This window comes from Paraburkholderia fungorum (assembly GCF_046026025.1).
GTDB classification, from domain to species: Bacteria; Pseudomonadota; Gammaproteobacteria; order Burkholderiales; family Burkholderiaceae; genus Paraburkholderia; species Paraburkholderia fungorum_E.
This window is the reverse complement of sequence record NZ_JAQQFL010000005.1, coordinates 178,799-196,021: the sequence shown is the minus strand read 5'-3', so window position 1 is coordinate 196,021 and position 17,223 is coordinate 178,799. Positions and strand designations below refer to the sequence as shown.

The following is a 17,223-nucleotide window of genomic DNA, read 5'->3' as shown; positions in this document are numbered from 1 at the left end:
CACAGCGATCAGGTGCGCAATTCAGCGACAAAATCGTAGTAATCGTCGCGGCAATAGGTGTCGGTCAGTTCGATCGCATGCTGGTCCGCGCTATACCCGATACGGGTAATGACCAGCAGCGCCGAGCGCGGTTCGATATCCATCAACGAGGCGATCTCGCTCGAAGCGTTGACCGCGCGAAAGTGCTGCAAGGCGCGCACGACGGCGGCGCCGCGTTGTTCGAGGTAGCTGTAAAGCGACACGCCGATGGCCTGCGGATCGGGCACGATCGCCGCGGGCAGCGCGGAATGCTCGACCGCCATCACGATGCCGTCCGCGCGCCGCAGGCGCCGCAAGCTCGCCACCGCCGCACCGGGCGACAGACCGAGGTGCACCAGCTCATCACGGTTGGCGGCGCGGATATCGCGCTCGAGCCACACCGAATCGGGTCGGAAGCCACGTTGCTGCATTTTCTTCGTGAAACCGGTGAGCCGCGACAGCGGGTCTTCCACACGCGGCGTAATGAAACTGCCCGCCCCTCGCGCCCGCCGGATCAGGCCTTGTTCGACCAGCAACTCGATCGCCTTGCGCGCGGTGATACGCGACACGCCGATCGCGTCGGACAGCGTGCGCTCCGAGGGCAGCGCTTCACCCGCCGACCACACGCCGCAGTGGATCGCCGTCGCCAGATTGCGCGCGAGCTGCAGATAGAGCGGCGTGACGTTACGAGCGTCAGGCATCAGTGCGGACCAGCGAGTTTCCATGGGGCTCCGGCGGTCGTCTCGAAGAATGCGGCCTACGAAAATGAGAGCCCATTATATAACCAACATAATACCAGTCAATCAACTGGTCTCATGTTGGTATAGTTCAATGGAAAGCCTTGCTGGGTATGCGTTTGAAGGAGATCGGGAGGGTCGGGAAGGCGGTTTACAGGGATCGGGATTTACCCGTATTGGAGATACCGGACTGCGCCTGGGTGGTCCACACTGGCTCTGCCCGGTCAACGGGCACCCCGAAATCGATACCTTTCTGATACCACTTCGATGCGACCCTGACCCGCGCGCCTTTTTTAAAGAGATGCCATCCAATATAGTGCTGGGTAGCAAGCCACAAAAATTCCCCGGGGAGCAGCATTTGACAGATTCCGAGGCGCTGCGGCGCGCTCAGGCCGTCCGGCATTTCAACCGCTTCTATACTCAGCACATCGGCGCGCTGCATGAGCATTTGGCAAAGAGCGCGTTCTCGCTGACAGAAGTGCGCGTTCTGCATGAGCTGTCCCGCGCAAGCGCGCAGACGGCCTCGGTGCTCGGGCGCAATCTCGGCCTCGACAGCGGTTATCTCAGCCGTCTTCTGACCAGCTTCGAACGACGCGATCTGATCACGCGGCGCCCATCCGACTCGGACGGCCGCCAGTCGCTCATTGCACTCACCGACAATGGTCACGCAGCCTACGCGCCGCTCGACACCGCGGCGATCGAAGAAGTATCGGCACTGCTGAACGGCCTGACAGCGCTCTCCCAGGATCAACTGATCACCGCGATGAAGGTGATCGAACGGCTCCTCGACAGCAAGCCAAACCACGAACTCGTGATCCTTCGACAACCCCGCGCCGGCGACTGCAGCTGGCTCGTGCATCGGCAGGCGCAGTGGTTCACCGCGCAATACGGCTGGGATCAATCGTTCGAGGGCTTGCTCTCGCGCATCGTCGCCGATTACTCGCAACGCCGCGATTCTGTGCGCGAGATGTGCTGGATCGCCGATCAGGACGGCATGGTGGTCGGATCGGTGTGCATCGTCGGGATCTCGACGACGGTGGCGGGCGTGCGGCTCTTGTGGGTCGAACCGGACATGCAGCGTCTTGGCATCGGCACGCAATTGATGAGCGAATGCGTGCGGTTCGCCCGGCGCGCGGGGTACACCAAACTCACGCTGACCACGGCCAGCATCCTCGAGGAACCGAGGCGGCTATGCGAGCGCGCCGGCTTCCAGCTCGCCTGCACGACGGCGGAGCGCCGTTTCGGCAAGGATCTGCTGATCGAGCGATGGGAGTTGGAGCTGTAGCGTCGCCCGCCTATGCGCGACGCAAAAAAAACGCCACGGCTTTTGCGACTGTGGCGTTTTCGTTTCCCAGCGTAGGTTGAAGGCTGCCGCTTAGAACGACGGCACCACCGAACCCTTGAACTGCGTCTTGATAAACTGGCGCACGTCTTCCGACTGGTAAGCCGCAACCAGCTTCTTGACCCACGGCTTGTCCTTATCCTGCGCGCGCACCGCGATCAGGTTCGCGTACGGGCTGCGGATGTCTTCGAGCGCGATCGCGTCTTTGGTCGGCTGCAGACCGGCTGCCAGCGCGAAGTTCGTGTTGATCGCGGCAGCGTCGACGTCCGACAGCGAGCGCGGCAGTTGTGCCGCGTCGAGTTCGAGCAGCTTGATCTTTTTCGGATTCTCGGCGACGTCGAGCGGCGTGGCGTTATTGCCGTTCGTGCCCGCGCCGGCCTTCAGCTTGATCACGCCTTGCGCCTGCAACAGCAGCAGTGCGCGGTTCTCGTTCGACGGATCGTTCGGCACCGCGATCTTCGCGCCCTGTGCCAGATCCTTCAGCGACTTCAGCTTCTTCGAATAGATGCCGAGCGGCGAAATGTACGTGAGGCCGGCATTGACGATCTTGTAGCCGCGTTGTTTGACCTGGCTGTCGAGGTACGGTTGATGCTGGAAGCTATTGGCGTCCAGATCGCCTGCGTCGAGCGCGGCGTTCGGCTGCACGTAGTCGTTGAATTCGACAACTTTCACGTTCAGGCCTTCGCGCTTCGCCACTTTCGTGACGACTTCCCAGATTTGCGCATCCGGCCCGCCGATGGTGCCGACCTTGATGACCTTGTCGTCGGCATGTGCGCCGAAGCTGGTGACGATCGCCGCACCGGCGACCACGGCCGAGAGGGCTTTAAGGATGTTTCTGCGCTGCATGTGATTCTCGCTTTTTCTGATCGATGTCAGATTCGGGTGGAAGCCGGCGGCAGCGCTGCTGCGCTTATGTGCTGCGCTTATGTGTTCCGGCAGTGCACCGCCAACTGGACCGTAAATGGTCTCATATGCCCGGCAAGATGGGAAATATCACGATCGCATATCCTTATGCGTCTTGCGCGGCGGCGTGCACGCGAAATGCGCTGACTGTGTCACGCAAACGCCCCGCCTGATCCTGTAATGACGCCGCAGCGGCCGTGGCCTGTTCGACCAGCGCCGCATTCTGCTGGGTCACTTCGTCCATCTGCGTAACCGCGCGGCCCACTTGCGAAATGCCGCTGCTCTGCTCCTCGGACGCCGCCGCAATCTCGCCCATGATGTCGGTGACACGCTGCACGGCCTGCAGAATTTCGCCCATCGTCGTGCCGGCCTGCTGGACCAGCGTCGAGCCGTTCTGCACGCGCTCCACCGAGGCGCCGATCAACTGCTTGATCTCCTTGGCAGCTGTTCCCGAGCGCTGCGCGAGGCTGCGCACTTCGCCGGCGACAACCGCAAAACCACGGCCTTGCTCGCCTGCGCGCGCGGCTTCGACCGCCGCGTTCAGGGCCAGAATATTCGTCTGGAACGCGATACCTTCGATCACACCGATGATGTCGGCGATCTGCCGCGAACTGTCGTTGATCTCGCCCATGGTGCCGATCACGCGACTCACCACGTCGTTGCCGCGCATCGCGATTTCCGACGCGCTGTGCGCGAGACCGCTCGCCTGGCGCGCGTTGTCCGCATTCTGCTTGACGGTCGCGGTGAGCTCTTCCATGCTCGCCGCCGTCTCCTGCAACGAGGCTGCCTGCTGCTCGGTGCGCTGCGACAGATCCCCATTGCCGGCGGCAATCTGCTGAGTCGCCGAGGCAATCGATTCCGCCGAGTGGCGAATCTCGCCGATAGTCCGCTGCAAACGGCTCTGCATCTCGTGCATGGCCGCCATCATGCTGGTCTTGTCTTGCGCACGAACCTCGACCACCTGCGTGAGATCGCCCCGGGCGATGCTCGCGGCAAGGCGCGCGGCCTGATCCGGCTCACCGCCCAGACTCGCGCGCACGTTGCGGATGATCAGCACCATTGCCAGCGAAATGATCGCGCCGATCACCAGCACAACGAACAGATGGCCCAGCAGCGTTTCGTAGTAGACCGTATCGATGTCCTTGATGAACACGCCACTCGTGATGTTCCAGTCCCACGGCGCGAAACGCACCACGTAGCTGATTTTCGGCACCGCGGTTTCACTGTGCGGCAAGCGTCCGCGATATTCCGCGAAGCCTTTGCCGCTCGCCTTGGCTGCGTCGACGATCGTCACGTACAGCAGCTTGCCGTCCGGGTCCTTGAAGTCGCCGACCGGCTTGCCGGTCATCTGCGGCAGCGTCGGGTGCATCAGCACGACCGGCTTCGAGTCCATCACGAACAGGTAGCCGGATTCGCCGTAGCGCATCGTGGCGAGACGGGCGAGCGCTTCGCGCTGTGCGTCGGCCTCGCTCATCTTGCCGCTCTGCGAAAGCGCGTAGTAGCCGTTCACGACGCCCTGCGCCGCGTCGACGAGGTTCACCATGCCCGCCTTGCGCTCGGCCAGCATCGTGCTGCGCGTCTCTACCGCGCTCCACAGTCCGACGCCCAGCAGCCCCAGCCAGACGAGCGCAAGCGACAACCATAGTTTGCGATTCAAACTCATCCTGCTCATTGTTGTGATCTCTCTCGTGTGATTCGTGTTCTGTTTGCGGGCCGGTCTCGCCACCGTCTCGCGCGATGCGGACGCGTTGGCGGCCAGGCGCGCAAACGATTGCCACAGGTATATCGGCATGTCAGGCGCTCAACTTGAGGCAAGCTGTAAGGAAGCGACGGCTGGGAGAAAGCAACATGAGCTGGCATTGACGGTGCGCAACGAATCGCTCGGTGACAGATAAAATCAATGGTCATTGCCCGCAACCGCATGCGGCCCAGCCATTCGCCTACGAGAACGCTCATGTACGTCATCAATCTCATCTACACCGCATCGCTCGAACGCGTCGACGACGCACTCGAAGCGCATCGCGCGTTTCTGACAAAACACTTCGAATCGGGGGTATTCGTGGCCGCCGGACCGAAAGTGCCGCGTGACGGCGGCATCATTCTCGCGGTGCGCATCGAGCGCGATGAGCTGGATAAGATTCTCGCCAGCGACCCGTTCGCCGAGCAGAAGCTCGCGCGTTACGAGGTGACGGAGTTCAGGGCGACGCGCCTCGCGCCAGGAATGAATTTGCCGATGCCGGCTTGAGGACTACAGGGAACGAACTTGAATACGGGCGCGCGGCGGATGCACGCGCCCGTCTGCATCAAACCATCAATCGAGCAGCAGCTTGATATCGTGCACCCACGGTGTGGCGCCCTGGCCGTCGCGCGCGAACAGACGCAGCTTGCCGTCCGTGTCGAACACATAGCTCGCCGCCGTGTGGTCCATCGTGTAGCTATCCGGCGTCTTGCCCGGTACCTTCGCGTAGTAGACGCGGAAGTCTTTCGTGATCTTGGTGAGTTGCGCCGGGTCCGCCGGACGCAAGCCGACGAACGTCGGATTGAACGCGGGGACATATTGCGCGAGTAAGGCCGGCGTGTCGCGGTCGGGGTCGACGGTGACGAACAGCACCTGCACACGCTTCGCGTCTTCCGGGCCGAGCTGCTGGAGTGCCTGCGAAAGCTCGGCCATCGTGGTCGGGCAGACGTCCGGGCAGTGCGTATAGCCGAAGAACAGCACCACCACCTTGCCCTTGTAGTCCGCCATTGTGCGGATCTTGCCGGACGTATCGGGCAGCGAGAAGTTGCTGCCGAATTGCGTGTTGCCGGTGATGTCGAGGTTCTGGAACGCTGGCGGCTGCTTGCCGCAGCCCGCCACCAGCAGCGCGCCGCCGAGTGCGCAGGCGATCAGGGTGACACGCGCGGCGGCACGCGCCTTGCGCACAAAGCTTTGTTTAAGCATGGGTGTTACGCGCCGATCACGACGCGCGCATAGTGGTCGATCAACAGCGCAGCGAACAGCACCGACAGATAGACGATCGAATAACGGAAGGTCTTACGCGCCAGATCATCGGAATATTCCCGGTAGATCTTCCACGCATACGCGAGGAAAACGGCGCCGAGCAACACGGCCGCCGTGAGGTACACCACGCCGCTCATGCCGGAGATGAACGGCATCATCGTGACCGCGAACAGGATCACGGTGTACAGCAGAATATGCAGGCGCGTGTACTTTTCGCCGTGCGTGTTCGGCAGCATCGGCAGGCCGGCGTTTTCGTAGTCTTTGCGGCGATACAGCGCGAGCGCCCAGAAATGCGGCGGCGTCCAGACGAAAATGATCAACACAAGAATCCATGCGTCACCCGGCACATGCCCGGTGACTGCGGCCCAACCGAGCGCCGGCGGCATCGCGCCCGACGCCCCGCCGATCACGATGTTCTGCGGCGTGGCCGGTTTGAGCAGCAACGTATAGATGACCGCATAGCCAACGAAGGTGGCGAGCGTGAGCCACATGGTCAGCGGATTGGCGAACGTGTAGAGCGTCCACATGCCGAGGCCGCCGAGCACGGCCGAAAACAGCAGGATTTGCGGGGTAGTGATTTCGCCGCGCGCGGACGGCCGCCACGAGGTACGACGCATCTTCGCGTCGATCTTCTGCTCCATCAGGCAATTGATGGCGAAGGCCGCTCCGGCCAGCAGCCAGATGCCGACGGTGCCTCCGATCAGGACGGTCCACGGCACCATGCCGGGCGTCGACAGAAACATGCCGATGACTGCGCAAAACACAGCGAGCTGCGTGACGCGCGGCTTCGTCAGGGCGATGTACTGGGAGACCCGGCTACCGGGTGTTTGGGAGAGTGTTGTGCTGTCCATGTGGGGTCACGCTGGCGCGGCATCGCGCGCAGGCAACACGGCGCGGCCGGGACGGCTATAAGCGATCCGAAAGTTTAACATAACGAGCAAAAGCAGCAGGATCGCGGCCCCCCCGTTATGCGCGACCGCAATGGGCAACGGCCATTGCAGGACGATATTCGACAAGCCGGTAATGAACTGGATCAGCACCACCAGCAACACGCCGTTGGCCGGCCGCCGCAGCGACTCGAAACGGCGCAGTTTCAGCGCCAGCCACGCCAGGTATGCGACCACGACAATCGCGAACGTGCGATGTGTCCAGTGAATTGCGACCAGCGCATCTTGCGTGATCATGTCGCCGTCGCCGGTCATGCCGAGCGCGCGCCACAAATGGAAGCCGTGCGCGAAGTCCATCGGCGGAACCCATTGGCCGTTGCAGGTCGGGAAGTCCGTGCAGGCGAGCACCGCGTAGTTGGTGCTCACCCAGCCGCCCAACGCGATCTGCACGACCAGCAGCACGAGACCGGCAATCGCCGCCGCACGCCAGCGCGCGGCCTCGGGCTCATAAGCCGGCAGCGGCGTTTGGCGTGCGGCCAGCCAGCCGAGCATGCCGAGCAGGGCGAGGCCGAGCAGCAAATGAGTCGTCACGATGATCGGTTGCAGCTTCATGGTCACGGTCCACGCACCGAACGCACCCTGCACGAGAATCAGCAACAGCAGCGAAGTCGGCCACCACGGCGACACATGCAGCGGACGACGCTTGATACGCGCAGTCCACGCAATCAAGGTTTGCGCGATGATCAGCACTCCGATCGCCATTGCGAAGTAACGGTGGATCATTTCGATCCAGGCCTTGGTCATGCTGACCGGGCCGGTCGGCATCAATTGATGCGCGGCGGTGATCGCAGCGTGGGCGATGAACGGCGACGACGTGCCATAGCACCCAGGCCAGTCCGGGCAACCGAGACCAGAATCAGTGAGGCGCGTGAAGCCGCCGAACATCACCAGGTCCAGCGTCAGGAAGGTGGTGAGCCATACCAGCTTGCGGAATTTGTTGTCGTCGGCCTTGACCCATACATATGACAGCGGCAACAACGCGATACACAAGCCGATCAAGGCTAGTTGCAGAAATTGCAATGCAGACATCTTTCCTACCCTTGTTGCGGCATCAGCCGATGCTCGACCATTTGAGCAGCTTGGTCACGTCGCCCTTGATCTTGCTGGGGTTCGGATCTTTCGGGAAACGCATCATCAGGTTGCCGTTCGGATCGACCATGTAGATGTGGTCGGTGAGTTGCGTGCCGGTGTCGGTCGGCAGCCACGCGGACACCTGTGCCGGGTTGGCAATCAGCATGTCGGTGTCCGGGTAGGCCTTTTGTATCACGTCAGACACGTTGCCTGCATCGGTACGTAGCCACACTTCTACGACGCGTTCGCGTTCCGGGCCCTGAGCTGCGCGGATTTGTCGCATGAAGTACAGCTTGGTGGCGCAGGCTTTGTCGCATGCGCTGTTGTCGACGGAGATCATCAGCCAGCGGCCGCGCAGCGACGCGAGCTTGAGCGGCTTGCCGTCTTCACCGGTGACGACGAGCGAATCGGGAATCGGCCGCTGCGGTTCGACCAGCGTGCCGTAGCTCGTGCTGCCGCCGGCCGGCTTGACCACGTAGTACACGAAGTACGACACGGCGATCGGCGCGGCGCAGATGACCGCCAGCAACAGCAGCATCCAGCGGCCGCGCTTCCACGATCCCTCGCCATTGGGTTGACCAGGCATCACTTTCGAAGCTGCGGGTTTGCCGGCTTGCGGCGAACGGGGAGATTGCGTCGACACTACAGGACCTCTTTGAATGATTGCGCGGCTTGAAGACCCTTGCTCGGGGCACGAAGCCGCAGGCGATGCATTACACGCCCGGGGCGTGCTCTTTCTTGGCGGCGCGGCGCGCGGCGTATAGGCCGAAGACCAGGGCCGCAGCCGCCATGCCCCACCATTGGAACATGTAGCCGTAGTTTGTTTCGACGCCGGTCGTGGGCGCCGGCCAGTCGCGCACCAGCTTGTCGCCGTCGTCGCTCAATTGCTGGATCACGAACGATTGCAACGGCAGCCCGGTTTCCGCAGCGTAGGCCACCGTATCCAGATTCTGACGGATCTTCTGATGCGCGGCCGATCCGCCCTGCCCCAACTCGAAAGCACGCGAGGCATCGGCACGCGCAATGCCTTCGATATCGATCTCGCCCTGCGGCGTGGTGTACGGTGCGATGGTTTCGCGATCGCTCGTGTTGCGCGGCAACCAGCCGCGATTGACCAGCACATAGCCGCCGTCGGCCAGTTTAAAAGGCATCACGACGTAAAAGCCCGGCTGATCGTTATACGGGCGATTATCCAGATAGACGACTTTGTCCGCGACGAAACTGCCGCGCGCCTTCACGCGATGAAATTCGATGTCCTTCAGAGCGACCGGCGTAGCGCTGACAGGCTGCGCGGGTGCGTTTTCGAACTGCGTGATGTGCGCTTCGAGCGCTTCCTTCTGGTGTGCGCGGTCGCGCTGCCAGAAACCGAGCCGCACCGTCACCATGATCACCAGCAGAATCAGCAGCGCGGGAATGAGGCGGAACTTCATCGAACGCACTCCCGCATCAGCGCTTGCGCCGGCGTCCGGAACGTACGGCAGACGCCGACGCGCGGTGCGATAATAAACGTCTTGCCTCTGCGCTTTCTGGTTTCAGTTGGTTCCATGCACATTCTCGTTCCCATCGCCTTCGTCCTGATCATCGCCAGCATGGTGTCGGCGCTGTATTTCATGATGCATGACAAGGGCAAAACCAAGCGGATGGTCTGGTCGCTCGCCACGCGGGTGGGTCTGTCGATCTCGCTGTTCCTGTTCATCCTGTTCGCTCACTGGATGGGCTGGATTCAGTCGACCGGCATTCCTTACGGGCGTTGAGCTCGACGCAAAGCACTTCGCGTCGCCAGACTCACCAAACAAAACGCCGCCCTGACAGGGTCTAGGGCGGCGCTGCATAACTTGCGTACTGCTCGTGCGCCACGCCCTTGAATGGCGATGCGCGAACGGCCTGCGCACCGTTTCCGGAAACCGGCCGGTTTCCAGTACGTATGCAGGCCAGACTGCGTTACAGCCAGTACACGACGATGTACAACCCGAGCCACACGACGTCCACAAAGTGCCAGTACCAGGCGGCGCCTTCGAATGCAAAGTGATGCTCGGCCGTGAAGTGGCCGCGAATCATCCGCACCAGCACCACGGCCAGCATCGTGCCGCCGAGGAACACGTGGAAACCGTGGAAGCCTGTCAGCAGGAAGAAGGTCGAGCCGTACACACCCGAAGACAGCGTCAGGTTCAGTTCGTTGTACGCGTGGAAATACTCGAAGCCTTGCAGGAACAGGAAGCAGACACCCAGCACCAGCGTGGCCGCAAGCCAGATGATCGCCTTCTTACGGTGATCTTCACGCAGTGCGTGGTGCGAAACCGTCAACGTAGCGCCGGACGACAGCAGCAGCGCCGTGTTGATGGTCGGCACCGGCCACGGCTGCATCGACTTGAATGTCGAGACCAGCGCTGCCGGACCGTTGTTCGGCCACACCGCCGAAAAGTCCGGCCAGATCAGCTTGTAGTCGAGACTGCCGAGTTGATGCAGCGCGATTTCGCGTGCATAGAACAGTGCGCCAAAAAAGGCGCCGAAGAACATCACTTCGGAGAAAATGAACCAGCTCATGCTCCAGCGGTACGACTTGTCGACATTCTTGCCGTACATGCCGCCCTCGGATTCCGCGATCGCGTCGCCAAACCAGTGCCACAACGTATAAAGCAGCCACAGCAAACCGACGACGACGCCGAGCGGTGCCAATTCGTGGTCGTTGATCCAGGCCGCAAGCGATCCGAGCATGACCAGCAACCCGGCAGCGGCGCTGATCGGATGCCGCGACGGATGCGGTACGAAATAGTACGGGCTCTCGTTTTGACCGCTCATTCTTGATTCTCCACTTCAGTCCAGTTGTTCCGGAATCTCCGGCTGTATCTTCGGCGGCGCGTCGATACCGCACCGCTTCACTCTAATTCGTGGGCCCTGCTGCGCCCCGTACTACGCGTGAGCCTTCCGGCTCAACCTACTACGGCGTGCACGATCAGGATCAGTACTCCGATCAGGATGGCTACGCTGATCAGCGCCGCTGCAAGCACATGCAACGGGTTCAGCTGCGTTGCGTCCGCTTCCAGATCACGACGCTTGCGCACCCCGAAAAACGACCAGAACACAGCTTTCATCGACTGGCCGAAACTGCTCTTGCGTGGGCCGCCGCTGTTATCGCTCATTACGTCTTCTTCCTTCGCCCGCGGCACAAACCGTCAGGCGGGATTGGCGGTGGTTGCCGCCGTATTGGCCGTAGGTGACGCGCTTGTGGCCGTCGCCGCTGCCGGCGTATTCAATTCGAAGAACGTGTACGACAACGTGATCGTTTTCACATCCTTCGGCAACTTCGGGTCGACCACGAACACCACCGGCAGCCGCTTCGTCTGATTCGCGGTCAAAGTCTGCTGCGTAAAGCAAAAACACTCGATCTTCTTGAAGTACTCGGTGGCCTGCTTCGGCGCGTAGCTCGGAATGGCTTGCGCCTGAATCGTGCGCGCCTGTTCGTTGCTGACCTCGTACATCACTGTCGTCACTTCGCCCGGATGCACGTCGAGACTGCGCTGCTCCGGCTTGAAACCCAGCGGGCCGCGCGCGTTCGCATCGAATTCGATCGAAATCGTGCGGCTCATGTCGACCTGCGTATTCTTCGCCTCACGCGCCGTGGCATCACGCTGCACGAGGTTGTTGATGCCGGTGACCTCGCAGATCGCGCGATACATCGGCACCAGCGCAAAACCGAAACCGAACATCATCAACGCGACGACGAACAGCTTGATCAACATCGAACGGTTAAAAGAGCGGTCGGCCTCAGCCGGCGGTTGCGTCGACATCTCAATCCTCAACAATCCTGCAAATCAGACTTGAAGCGCCGCGTCAGGTGAACCACTTCTGATGAATGATGACGCTCGCGAAAAAGACCGCGGCAATCACGAACATCACAAAACCTATCCGCCGGTTGCCCGCGCGAATCTGCTCGGGTGTACGTCTTTCTTGAGGATTGCGCGTCATGCTCGATTTTCTGAATACTTTCGTGACTACATGTGCCGCCACTGCTCGTGTGGCTGCGCGGTTCCGGCGGCGACTTGCTACAACCACACCACCGGGACCGGCAACCTCACTGAACGCCGATTACTCGACGGTCGGCGGGTGTTCGAACGTGTGGAACGGTGCCGGGCTCGGCACGGTCCATTCGAGGCCCGTTGCGCCGTCCCACGGCTTGTCGCCGGCCTTTTCGAGTTCGCCGCCGCCACGGTAGGCCGGCAGTGCAACTGCGAACAGGAAGTAGACCTGTGCCAGACCGAAGCCGAATGCGCCGATCGAGATGACCTGGTTCCAGTCCGTGAACTGTGCCGGGTAGTCAGCGTAGCGACGCGGCATACCTGCGAGACCGACAAAGTGCATCGGCAGGAACGCGAGGTTGAAGAAGAACATCGACGCCCAGAAGTGGATCTTGCCGCGCGTTTCGTTGTACATCCAGCCGGTCCACTTCGGCGCCCAGTAGTACCACCCGGAGAACAGCGCGAATAGAGAACCCGCAACAAGCACATAGTGGAAGTGCGCCACCACGAAATAAGTACCGTGATACTGGATGTCCAGCGGTGCCATAGCGAGCATCAGGCCCGACAGACCGCCGAACGTGAACACCAGCAAGAAGCCGACCGCGAACAGCATGGGCGTTTCGAAGGACAGCGAACCGCGCCACATCGTCGCGACCCAGTTGAACACCTTCACACCCGTCGGCACGGCGATCAGCATCGTCGCGTACATGAAGAACAATTGGCCCGTCACCGGCATGCCGGTTGCGAACATGTGGTGCGCCCAGACCATGAACGACAGAATCGCGATCGACGAGGTGGCGTACACCATCGAGCTATAGCCGAACAGCGGCTTGCGCGAGAACGCCGGGATCACCTGCGACACGATCCCGAACGCCGGCAAGATCATGATGTACACCTCGGGGTGCCCGAAGAACCAGAAGATATGCTGGTACATCACCGGGTCGCCGCCGCCTGCCGCGTTAAAGAACGACGTGCCGAAGTGGCGATCGAACAGCACCATGGTGATCGCGCCTGCCAGAACCGGCATCACGGCGATCAGCAGGTACGCGGTGATCAGCCACGTCCAGACGAACATCGGCATCTTCATCAGCGTGAGGCCAGGTGCGCGCATGTTCAGGATCGTCACAACGATGTTGATCCCGCCCATGATCGACGAAGCACCCATCAAGTGGATCGCGAAAATCGCGAAGTCCATGCCCGGGCCCATCTGCGTCGACAACGGCGCGTACAGCGTCCAGCCCGCGGCGGTCGCGCCGCCCGGTGCGAAGAACGAACCGACCAGCAACACCGCAGCCACCGGCAGCAGCCAGAAGCTGAAGTTGTTCATCCGCGCGAAAGCCATGTCCGATGCGCCGATCTGCAGCGGCACCATCCAGTTCGCGAAACCGACGAAGGCCGGCATGATCGCGCCGAACACCATGATGAGGCCGTGCATGGTGGTCAACTGATTAAAGAACTCGGGACGCATGATCTGCAGACCCGGCTCGAACAATTCGGCACGGATCATCAACGCCATCACGCCCCCGGAGAGGAACATGGTGAACGAGAAGATCAGGTACAGCGTACCGATGTCCTTGTGATTGGTTGCGAACAGCCAACGACGCCAGCCATGCGGCGTTTCGTGGGCATGGTCGCCGTGTACGTGCTCGTGGCCCGCGGTTACATCGTGTCCGATGCTAGACATGACAATCTCCTAATACGAATACTGCGGTGCTGACCATGAACACGTCAGGCAGCCGGGCTGATCTGGACACGCCGGGCTTCTTTCGCGTCGCCGCCGCCCGTGATCGTTTCCGGCTTCTTTAAAATAATGTGATCTTCGGCAATGCCGGCTGCTTTCAGCGCGTCGCGCACGGCTTCGGCACGGGTCTTCGCGAGCTTCGCGTTGACTTCGGCAGAACCCGTGGCGTCGGTGAAGCCCGACAGCGTGAACTTTGCGTCAGGGTGTGCTTTCGCGTAGGCCGCAGCCGCGTCAACCGCCGCTTTCGCGTCAGCCGGCAGCGTGCTCTTGCCGGTCTCAAAGTAGACGTTTGCCGGGAGTGCGGCTTGCGTGGCCGCCGCACTATCCGAACCGGCCGCCGCCGCTTCCGCGCCCGACGCGCCCGAAGCCGCTTCTGCACCGCTCGCTGCCGCGCCTGCGTCGGCCAGATGATTGCCGCCTTCCGGCAGCTTGCCGTTACGGGCGTCCAGGATCTGCTTCGGCTGGAGAATATCGCCGGTGTGGTTGCCCCACGAGTTACGTTCGTACGTGATGACCGAGGCGATCTCGACATCGTTCAGCGTCGGCGCCCACGAAGGCATCGCGTTCTTGCCCTTCAGCACCAGGCTGACGTGCTCGGCGATCGGGCCATTGGCGATCTTGCTGCCGTCCAGCGCCGGAAACACGCCCGCGCCTTTGCCGGTCGGCTGGTGGCAAACCGCGCAGTTCGCTGTATACACCTTGCCGCCGCGCTCCATCAGCTCGGCCATCGTGTAGGTCTTGTTCGGATCGTCCTGGCTGGCGGCCATTTTCTGCTTCTGCGTATCGACCCACTTCGCGTAGTCATCCGCCGACAGCACTTCGACCACCACCGGCATGAACGCGTGTTCCTTACCGCACAGTTCGGTACAGAAGCCGCGGAAGGTGCCGGTCTTGTCAGCCTTGAACCACGTGTCGCGCACAAAACCCGGGATCGCATCCTGCTTCACGCCGAAAGCCGGCACGTACCAGGAGTGGACCACGTCGTTCGCGGTGGTGATGATGCGGATTTTCTTGTCGACCGGGACGACGAGCGGATTGTCGACTTCCTGCAGATACGTGGTGGAAATCGGCATGCGGCCATCGGTTTCCGCACGCGGCGTGGCCAGCGTAGACAGGAAGTTGATGCCCTCACCCGGACCCTTCACGTAGTCGTAGCCCCACTTCCACTGGTAGCCAGTGACCTTGATAGTGAGGTCGGCGTTCGTGGTGTCTTTCATCGCGACGACGGTCTTGGTGGCGGGCAGCGCCATCAACACGACGATGATGAACGGCACGATCGTCCAGATGATTTCGACGGTGGTGCTTTCGTGGAAATTCGAAGCCTTGTGACCTTTCGATTTGCGGTGAGCAAAGATCGAATAGAACATCACGCCGAACACGCCGACGAAGATCACCAGGCAAAGAACCAGCATGAACATGTGGAGGCTGAAGAGCTCCTCAGCGATTTTTGTCGCAGGCGGCTGGAGATTGATCTCGTTGACGGCAGGGCCGCCCGGAACATCGCCCACTGCCAGGGCGGCACCGGCGAAAAGCAGTCCGCTCATCGCCAGCACACCCATGAGGGCTCGCTTGATTGTTTTCATAGCTTCCTTACCCAAAATTTCCATTCAAACCCTCGATCCCGCTGGCGGGCTGTCTCGCGCTCCCCTTGAACGCCGCGCGTCTCAACACGTCTAACACCGTGTGAGCCACATACGCAATTCGCCTGCGAACTGCGCGCGCCGATACTGCGCGAGATGTTGCCCGATCATGATCGTCTGCCCGCGCGAGACCAGTTTGATCTGGTCACGCGGCGTTGCGCCCGGTTCGATCCGCACCCAGCGCGGATTGAATTCGAACTGCGTGAGCCGCTCGGCGCTGACCTGCTCGATCACGAGCCGGTGCTGAAACAGCCGGACGCGCTCGTAATCGACAGCATGACGCGCATATATGGCAAACGCGATGCCTACCGCCAGCAATTCGATACCGGTGAACGGCAACACCAGCCAGGCGCCGACCAGAACCAGCATGAAAGCAATTGCCAACGAGAACAACGCAAGTGATACGTAGAAACATACAAACTGCCGCGGCGAAATCGAACAGTTGCGTTTCATCGTCCAGTCTTTGAGAACCGGTTCTGAATCCGCCAGCAGATCTGATGCTTCCATCGCTGCCTCCTGCCGACCGTCGCCTATCACCACCTGCGGCCATTGCTCGCGACCGCTGAGCGGCCACTCGATTCCCCGCCGCGTCACGTCATATTGCAGCCCTGTACCTCGGGCCTGCCGCCCCAAATGTGGGAACTCCGGGCGACAAACTGACGCATTATAGGCGCGATCCATAGCATCCACAAGCAAGCCTCAATCGGCCCACAAGCCAGGTGCGACAAGCCTCCGCGCCGTTTTGACGCAGCTTTCACGCGTCTTTTGAAGCGGTAATTTCAGACATAACAGATGTCCTCTTTACCGCTTCATGTATTCCTCAGCGACTCCTCGACGAACCTCGTCCGATATCCTCGATCCGCACGATTCCATGACCTTCAGCCGTAGTGCGCGGCACGGCTTTCCAGGCGTGGCCGTAGATGACTTCGAAGGTCAACGCAATCGTGCCGTCGGCGCGCCGGCGGGCTTCGAGCGCCGCCAGCAAAGCCTTGTGCAGCCTACGCGCGACGGCATTCGAACTGGCCTCCCGCTCAAACGGATAGGCGCCCCAGCGGCGCACGTCGGCGAGCAGCGACTCAGGCGACTTATACGTAATAGTGAGGGTTTCCTGGTCCATCACGGGAATCTCGAAACCGCTCTCGACCAGCATGTCCCCAAGGTCGTGCATATCGACAAAGTCGATCACATGCTTGCGCGAGGCCACGCCGTGCGCCGCCTCGACCTCGGCGTAGGCACCGCGCAATTCCTTCAGCGAATCGGGACCGAGCGTGCTGAACATCAGCAGGCCGTTCACTTTGAGCACGCGTTGCCACTCGGGAAACACGAGGTCGGGCCGCGAGTGCCAGTGCAAGGCGAGATTGGACCAGATGAATTCGAAGGCGCCGGCCGCGAACGGGAGTGCCGAGAAGTCCGCCTGCGCGAAACGCGGGCCGCGTGCGCCAAGCGCGCGGCCGAGCGTGGCCGGTAGAAAACGCCGCCAGCTCGTGTCGCCGGAATCGTGACGCAGCGCGCGGCTGAGCATGCCGTGCGACAGGTCGGTGCCGAACACCGGCGCCTCGGGAAAGCGCTCGCGCAATGCGGGAATGTCCTCGCCCGCGCCACAACCAGCGTCGAGTACGCTCACCGGCGTAACCTTGATGTAGTCGAGGCGCTCGCGCATGCGCTGCGCGATTTCGCGCGGCAGGAACGCGACATTGTCGAAGGTCGCTGCACGGCGGTCGAAAATCTGCCTGAGGCGCCGGGAATCATAGGCCGGACGGCCAGATTGAGACGTAGTTGGGGGCATGGGTGTCGTACTGGCGTGGAG

Annotated in this window: 19 protein-coding genes; 3 read left to right on the top strand and 16 right to left on the bottom strand. The window is 61.6% G+C overall.

Annotation, left to right across the window (positions count from 1 at the left end):
- Window positions 1-8: 8 nt before the first annotated feature.
- Window positions 9-743 (bottom strand): GntR family transcriptional regulator, encoded by a 735-nt coding sequence (locus tag PQR67_RS08510; protein WP_408457007.1) that lies wholly within the window; start codon window positions 741-743, stop codon window positions 9-11.
- Between the two features lie 370 nt (window positions 744-1,113).
- Between PQR67_RS08510 and PQR67_RS08505 the strand changes: the two genes are divergently transcribed.
- Window positions 1,114-2,040, top strand: coding sequence for a bifunctional helix-turn-helix transcriptional regulator/GNAT family N-acetyltransferase (locus tag PQR67_RS08505; protein WP_408457201.1), 927 nt, complete (start codon window positions 1,114-1,116; stop codon window positions 2,038-2,040).
- A gap of 90 nt (window positions 2,041-2,130) precedes the next feature.
- On the opposite strand, the gene PQR67_RS08500 is transcribed toward PQR67_RS08505, so the two are convergent.
- Window positions 2,131-2,943 (bottom strand): MetQ/NlpA family ABC transporter substrate-binding protein, encoded by an 813-nt coding sequence (locus tag PQR67_RS08500; RefSeq protein WP_408457004.1) that lies wholly within the window; start codon window positions 2,941-2,943, stop codon window positions 2,131-2,133.
- A gap of 163 nt (window positions 2,944-3,106) precedes the next feature.
- Window positions 3,107-4,672, bottom strand: a complete 1,566-nt coding sequence (locus tag PQR67_RS08495) for a methyl-accepting chemotaxis protein (protein WP_408457001.1) — start codon at window positions 4,670-4,672, stop codon at window positions 3,107-3,109.
- Window positions 4,673-4,954: 282 nt separating this feature from the next.
- Here PQR67_RS08495 and PQR67_RS08490 point away from each other — a divergent pair, with 282 nt between their 5' ends.
- Complete coding sequence (locus tag PQR67_RS08490; RefSeq protein WP_408456998.1) at window positions 4,955-5,245, top strand: YciI family protein; 291 nt, start codon at window positions 4,955-4,957, stop codon at window positions 5,243-5,245.
- 66 nt (window positions 5,246-5,311) lie between these two features.
- Here PQR67_RS08490 and PQR67_RS08485 read toward each other — a convergent pair whose 3' ends face one another.
- From PQR67_RS08485 to PQR67_RS08465, 5 genes are all read right to left on the bottom strand, one after another.
- Window positions 5,312-5,941 carry an SCO family protein gene (locus PQR67_RS08485; RefSeq protein ID WP_408456993.1) on the bottom strand — a complete coding sequence of 210 codons (630 nt, stop codon included), beginning with the start codon at window positions 5,939-5,941 and terminating at the stop codon, window positions 5,312-5,314.
- A gap of 5 nt (window positions 5,942-5,946) precedes the next feature.
- Window positions 5,947-6,852: a heme o synthase gene (cyoE, locus tag PQR67_RS08480; RefSeq protein WP_408456991.1), complete on the bottom strand. Its 906-nt coding sequence runs from the start codon at window positions 6,850-6,852 to the stop codon at window positions 5,947-5,949.
- A 6-nt stretch (window positions 6,853-6,858) separates the two neighbouring features.
- A complete protein-coding gene (locus tag PQR67_RS08475; RefSeq protein ID WP_408457198.1) occupies window positions 6,859-7,968 on the bottom strand; it encodes a COX15/CtaA family protein in 1,110 nt (369 codons plus the stop codon).
- Window positions 7,969-7,999: 31 nt separating this feature from the next.
- Window positions 8,000-8,662 (bottom strand): SCO family protein, encoded by a 663-nt coding sequence (locus PQR67_RS08470; protein WP_408456988.1) that lies wholly within the window; start codon window positions 8,660-8,662, stop codon window positions 8,000-8,002.
- Window positions 8,663-8,732: 70 nt separating this feature from the next.
- Window positions 8,733-9,449 carry an SURF1 family protein gene (locus PQR67_RS08465; protein ID WP_408456985.1) on the bottom strand — a complete coding sequence of 239 codons (717 nt, stop codon included), beginning with the start codon at window positions 9,447-9,449 and terminating at the stop codon, window positions 8,733-8,735.
- Between the two features lie 114 nt (window positions 9,450-9,563).
- On the opposite strand from PQR67_RS08465, the gene PQR67_RS08460 reads away from it, so the two are divergent.
- A complete protein-coding gene (locus tag PQR67_RS08460; RefSeq protein WP_007179452.1) occupies window positions 9,564-9,773 on the top strand; it encodes a twin transmembrane helix small protein in 210 nt (69 codons plus the stop codon).
- A gap of 187 nt (window positions 9,774-9,960) precedes the next feature.
- Here PQR67_RS08460 and PQR67_RS08455 read toward each other — a convergent pair whose 3' ends face one another.
- The 8 genes from PQR67_RS08455 to PQR67_RS08420 form a co-directional block, all read right to left on the bottom strand.
- Window positions 9,961-10,818 (bottom strand): cytochrome c oxidase subunit 3, encoded by an 858-nt coding sequence (locus tag PQR67_RS08455; protein WP_408456982.1) that lies wholly within the window; start codon window positions 10,816-10,818, stop codon window positions 9,961-9,963.
- 131 nt (window positions 10,819-10,949) lie between these two features.
- Complete coding sequence (locus tag PQR67_RS08450) at window positions 10,950-11,159, bottom strand: DUF2970 domain-containing protein (protein WP_408456979.1); 210 nt, start codon at window positions 11,157-11,159, stop codon at window positions 10,950-10,952.
- A gap of 33 nt (window positions 11,160-11,192) precedes the next feature.
- Window positions 11,193-11,807, bottom strand: a complete 615-nt coding sequence (locus PQR67_RS08445) for a cytochrome c oxidase assembly protein (protein WP_408456976.1) — start codon at window positions 11,805-11,807, stop codon at window positions 11,193-11,195.
- 43 nt (window positions 11,808-11,850) lie between these two features.
- Window positions 11,851-11,985 carry a cytochrome oxidase small assembly protein gene (locus PQR67_RS08440; protein WP_097391202.1) on the bottom strand — a complete coding sequence of 45 codons (135 nt, stop codon included), beginning with the start codon at window positions 11,983-11,985 and terminating at the stop codon, window positions 11,851-11,853.
- Window positions 11,986-12,105: 120 nt separating this feature from the next.
- Window positions 12,106-13,719 (bottom strand): cytochrome c oxidase subunit I, encoded by a 1,614-nt coding sequence (gene ctaD, locus PQR67_RS08435; protein WP_120297519.1) that lies wholly within the window; start codon window positions 13,717-13,719, stop codon window positions 12,106-12,108.
- A gap of 44 nt (window positions 13,720-13,763) precedes the next feature.
- Window positions 13,764-15,383: a cytochrome c oxidase subunit II gene (gene coxB / locus PQR67_RS08430; protein WP_408456973.1), complete on the bottom strand. Its 1,620-nt coding sequence runs from the start codon at window positions 15,381-15,383 to the stop codon at window positions 13,764-13,766.
- Between the two features lie 66 nt (window positions 15,384-15,449).
- Complete coding sequence (locus PQR67_RS08425) at window positions 15,450-15,923, bottom strand: DUF2244 domain-containing protein (RefSeq protein WP_408456970.1); 474 nt, start codon at window positions 15,921-15,923, stop codon at window positions 15,450-15,452.
- Between the two features lie 313 nt (window positions 15,924-16,236).
- Window positions 16,237-17,202: a methyltransferase domain-containing protein gene (locus PQR67_RS08420; RefSeq protein WP_408456967.1), complete on the bottom strand. Its 966-nt coding sequence runs from the start codon at window positions 17,200-17,202 to the stop codon at window positions 16,237-16,239.
- Window positions 17,203-17,223: the final 21 nt, after the last annotated feature.

What these genes read in the sequence shown, in the direction of transcription:
- PQR67_RS08490 (WP_408456998.1), top strand. Translation starts at nt 4,955, where the DNA reads ATGTACGTCATCAATCTCATCTACACCGCATCGCTCGAACGCGTCGAC.
- PQR67_RS08420 (WP_408456967.1), bottom strand. Translation starts at nt 17,202, where the DNA reads ATGCCCCCAACTACGTCTCAATCTGGCCGTCCGGCCTATGATTCCCGG.
- PQR67_RS08495 (WP_408457001.1), bottom strand. Translation starts at nt 4,672, where the DNA reads ATGAGCAGGATGAGTTTGAATCGCAAACTATGGTTGTCGCTTGCGCTC.
- PQR67_RS08465 (WP_408456985.1), bottom strand. Translation starts at nt 9,449, where the DNA reads ATGAAGTTCCGCCTCATTCCCGCGCTGCTGATTCTGCTGGTGATCATG.
- PQR67_RS08445 (WP_408456976.1), bottom strand. Translation starts at nt 11,807, where the DNA reads ATGTCGACGCAACCGCCGGCTGAGGCCGACCGCTCTTTTAACCGTTCG.
- ctaD (WP_120297519.1), bottom strand. Translation starts at nt 13,719, where the DNA reads ATGTCTAGCATCGGACACGATGTAACCGCGGGCCACGAGCACGTACAC.
- PQR67_RS08510 (WP_408457007.1), bottom strand. Translation starts at nt 743, where the DNA reads ATGGAAACTCGCTGGTCCGCACTGATGCCTGACGCTCGTAACGTCACG.
- PQR67_RS08425 (WP_408456970.1), bottom strand. Translation starts at nt 15,923, where the DNA reads ATGGAAGCATCAGATCTGCTGGCGGATTCAGAACCGGTTCTCAAAGAC.
- coxB (WP_408456973.1), bottom strand. Translation starts at nt 15,383, where the DNA reads ATGGAAATTTTGGGTAAGGAAGCTATGAAAACAATCAAGCGAGCCCTC.
- PQR67_RS08440 (WP_097391202.1), bottom strand. Translation starts at nt 11,985, where the DNA reads ATGACGCGCAATCCTCAAGAAAGACGTACACCCGAGCAGATTCGCGCG.
- PQR67_RS08460 (WP_007179452.1), top strand. Translation starts at nt 9,564, where the DNA reads ATGCACATTCTCGTTCCCATCGCCTTCGTCCTGATCATCGCCAGCATG.
- PQR67_RS08455 (WP_408456982.1), bottom strand. Translation starts at nt 10,818, where the DNA reads ATGAGCGGTCAAAACGAGAGCCCGTACTATTTCGTACCGCATCCGTCG.
- PQR67_RS08450 (WP_408456979.1), bottom strand. Translation starts at nt 11,159, where the DNA reads ATGAGCGATAACAGCGGCGGCCCACGCAAGAGCAGTTTCGGCCAGTCG.
- PQR67_RS08500 (WP_408457004.1), bottom strand. Translation starts at nt 2,943, where the DNA reads ATGCAGCGCAGAAACATCCTTAAAGCCCTCTCGGCCGTGGTCGCCGGT.
- cyoE (WP_408456991.1), bottom strand. Translation starts at nt 6,852, where the DNA reads ATGGACAGCACAACACTCTCCCAAACACCCGGTAGCCGGGTCTCCCAG.
- PQR67_RS08485 (WP_408456993.1), bottom strand. Translation starts at nt 5,941, where the DNA reads ATGCTTAAACAAAGCTTTGTGCGCAAGGCGCGTGCCGCCGCGCGTGTC.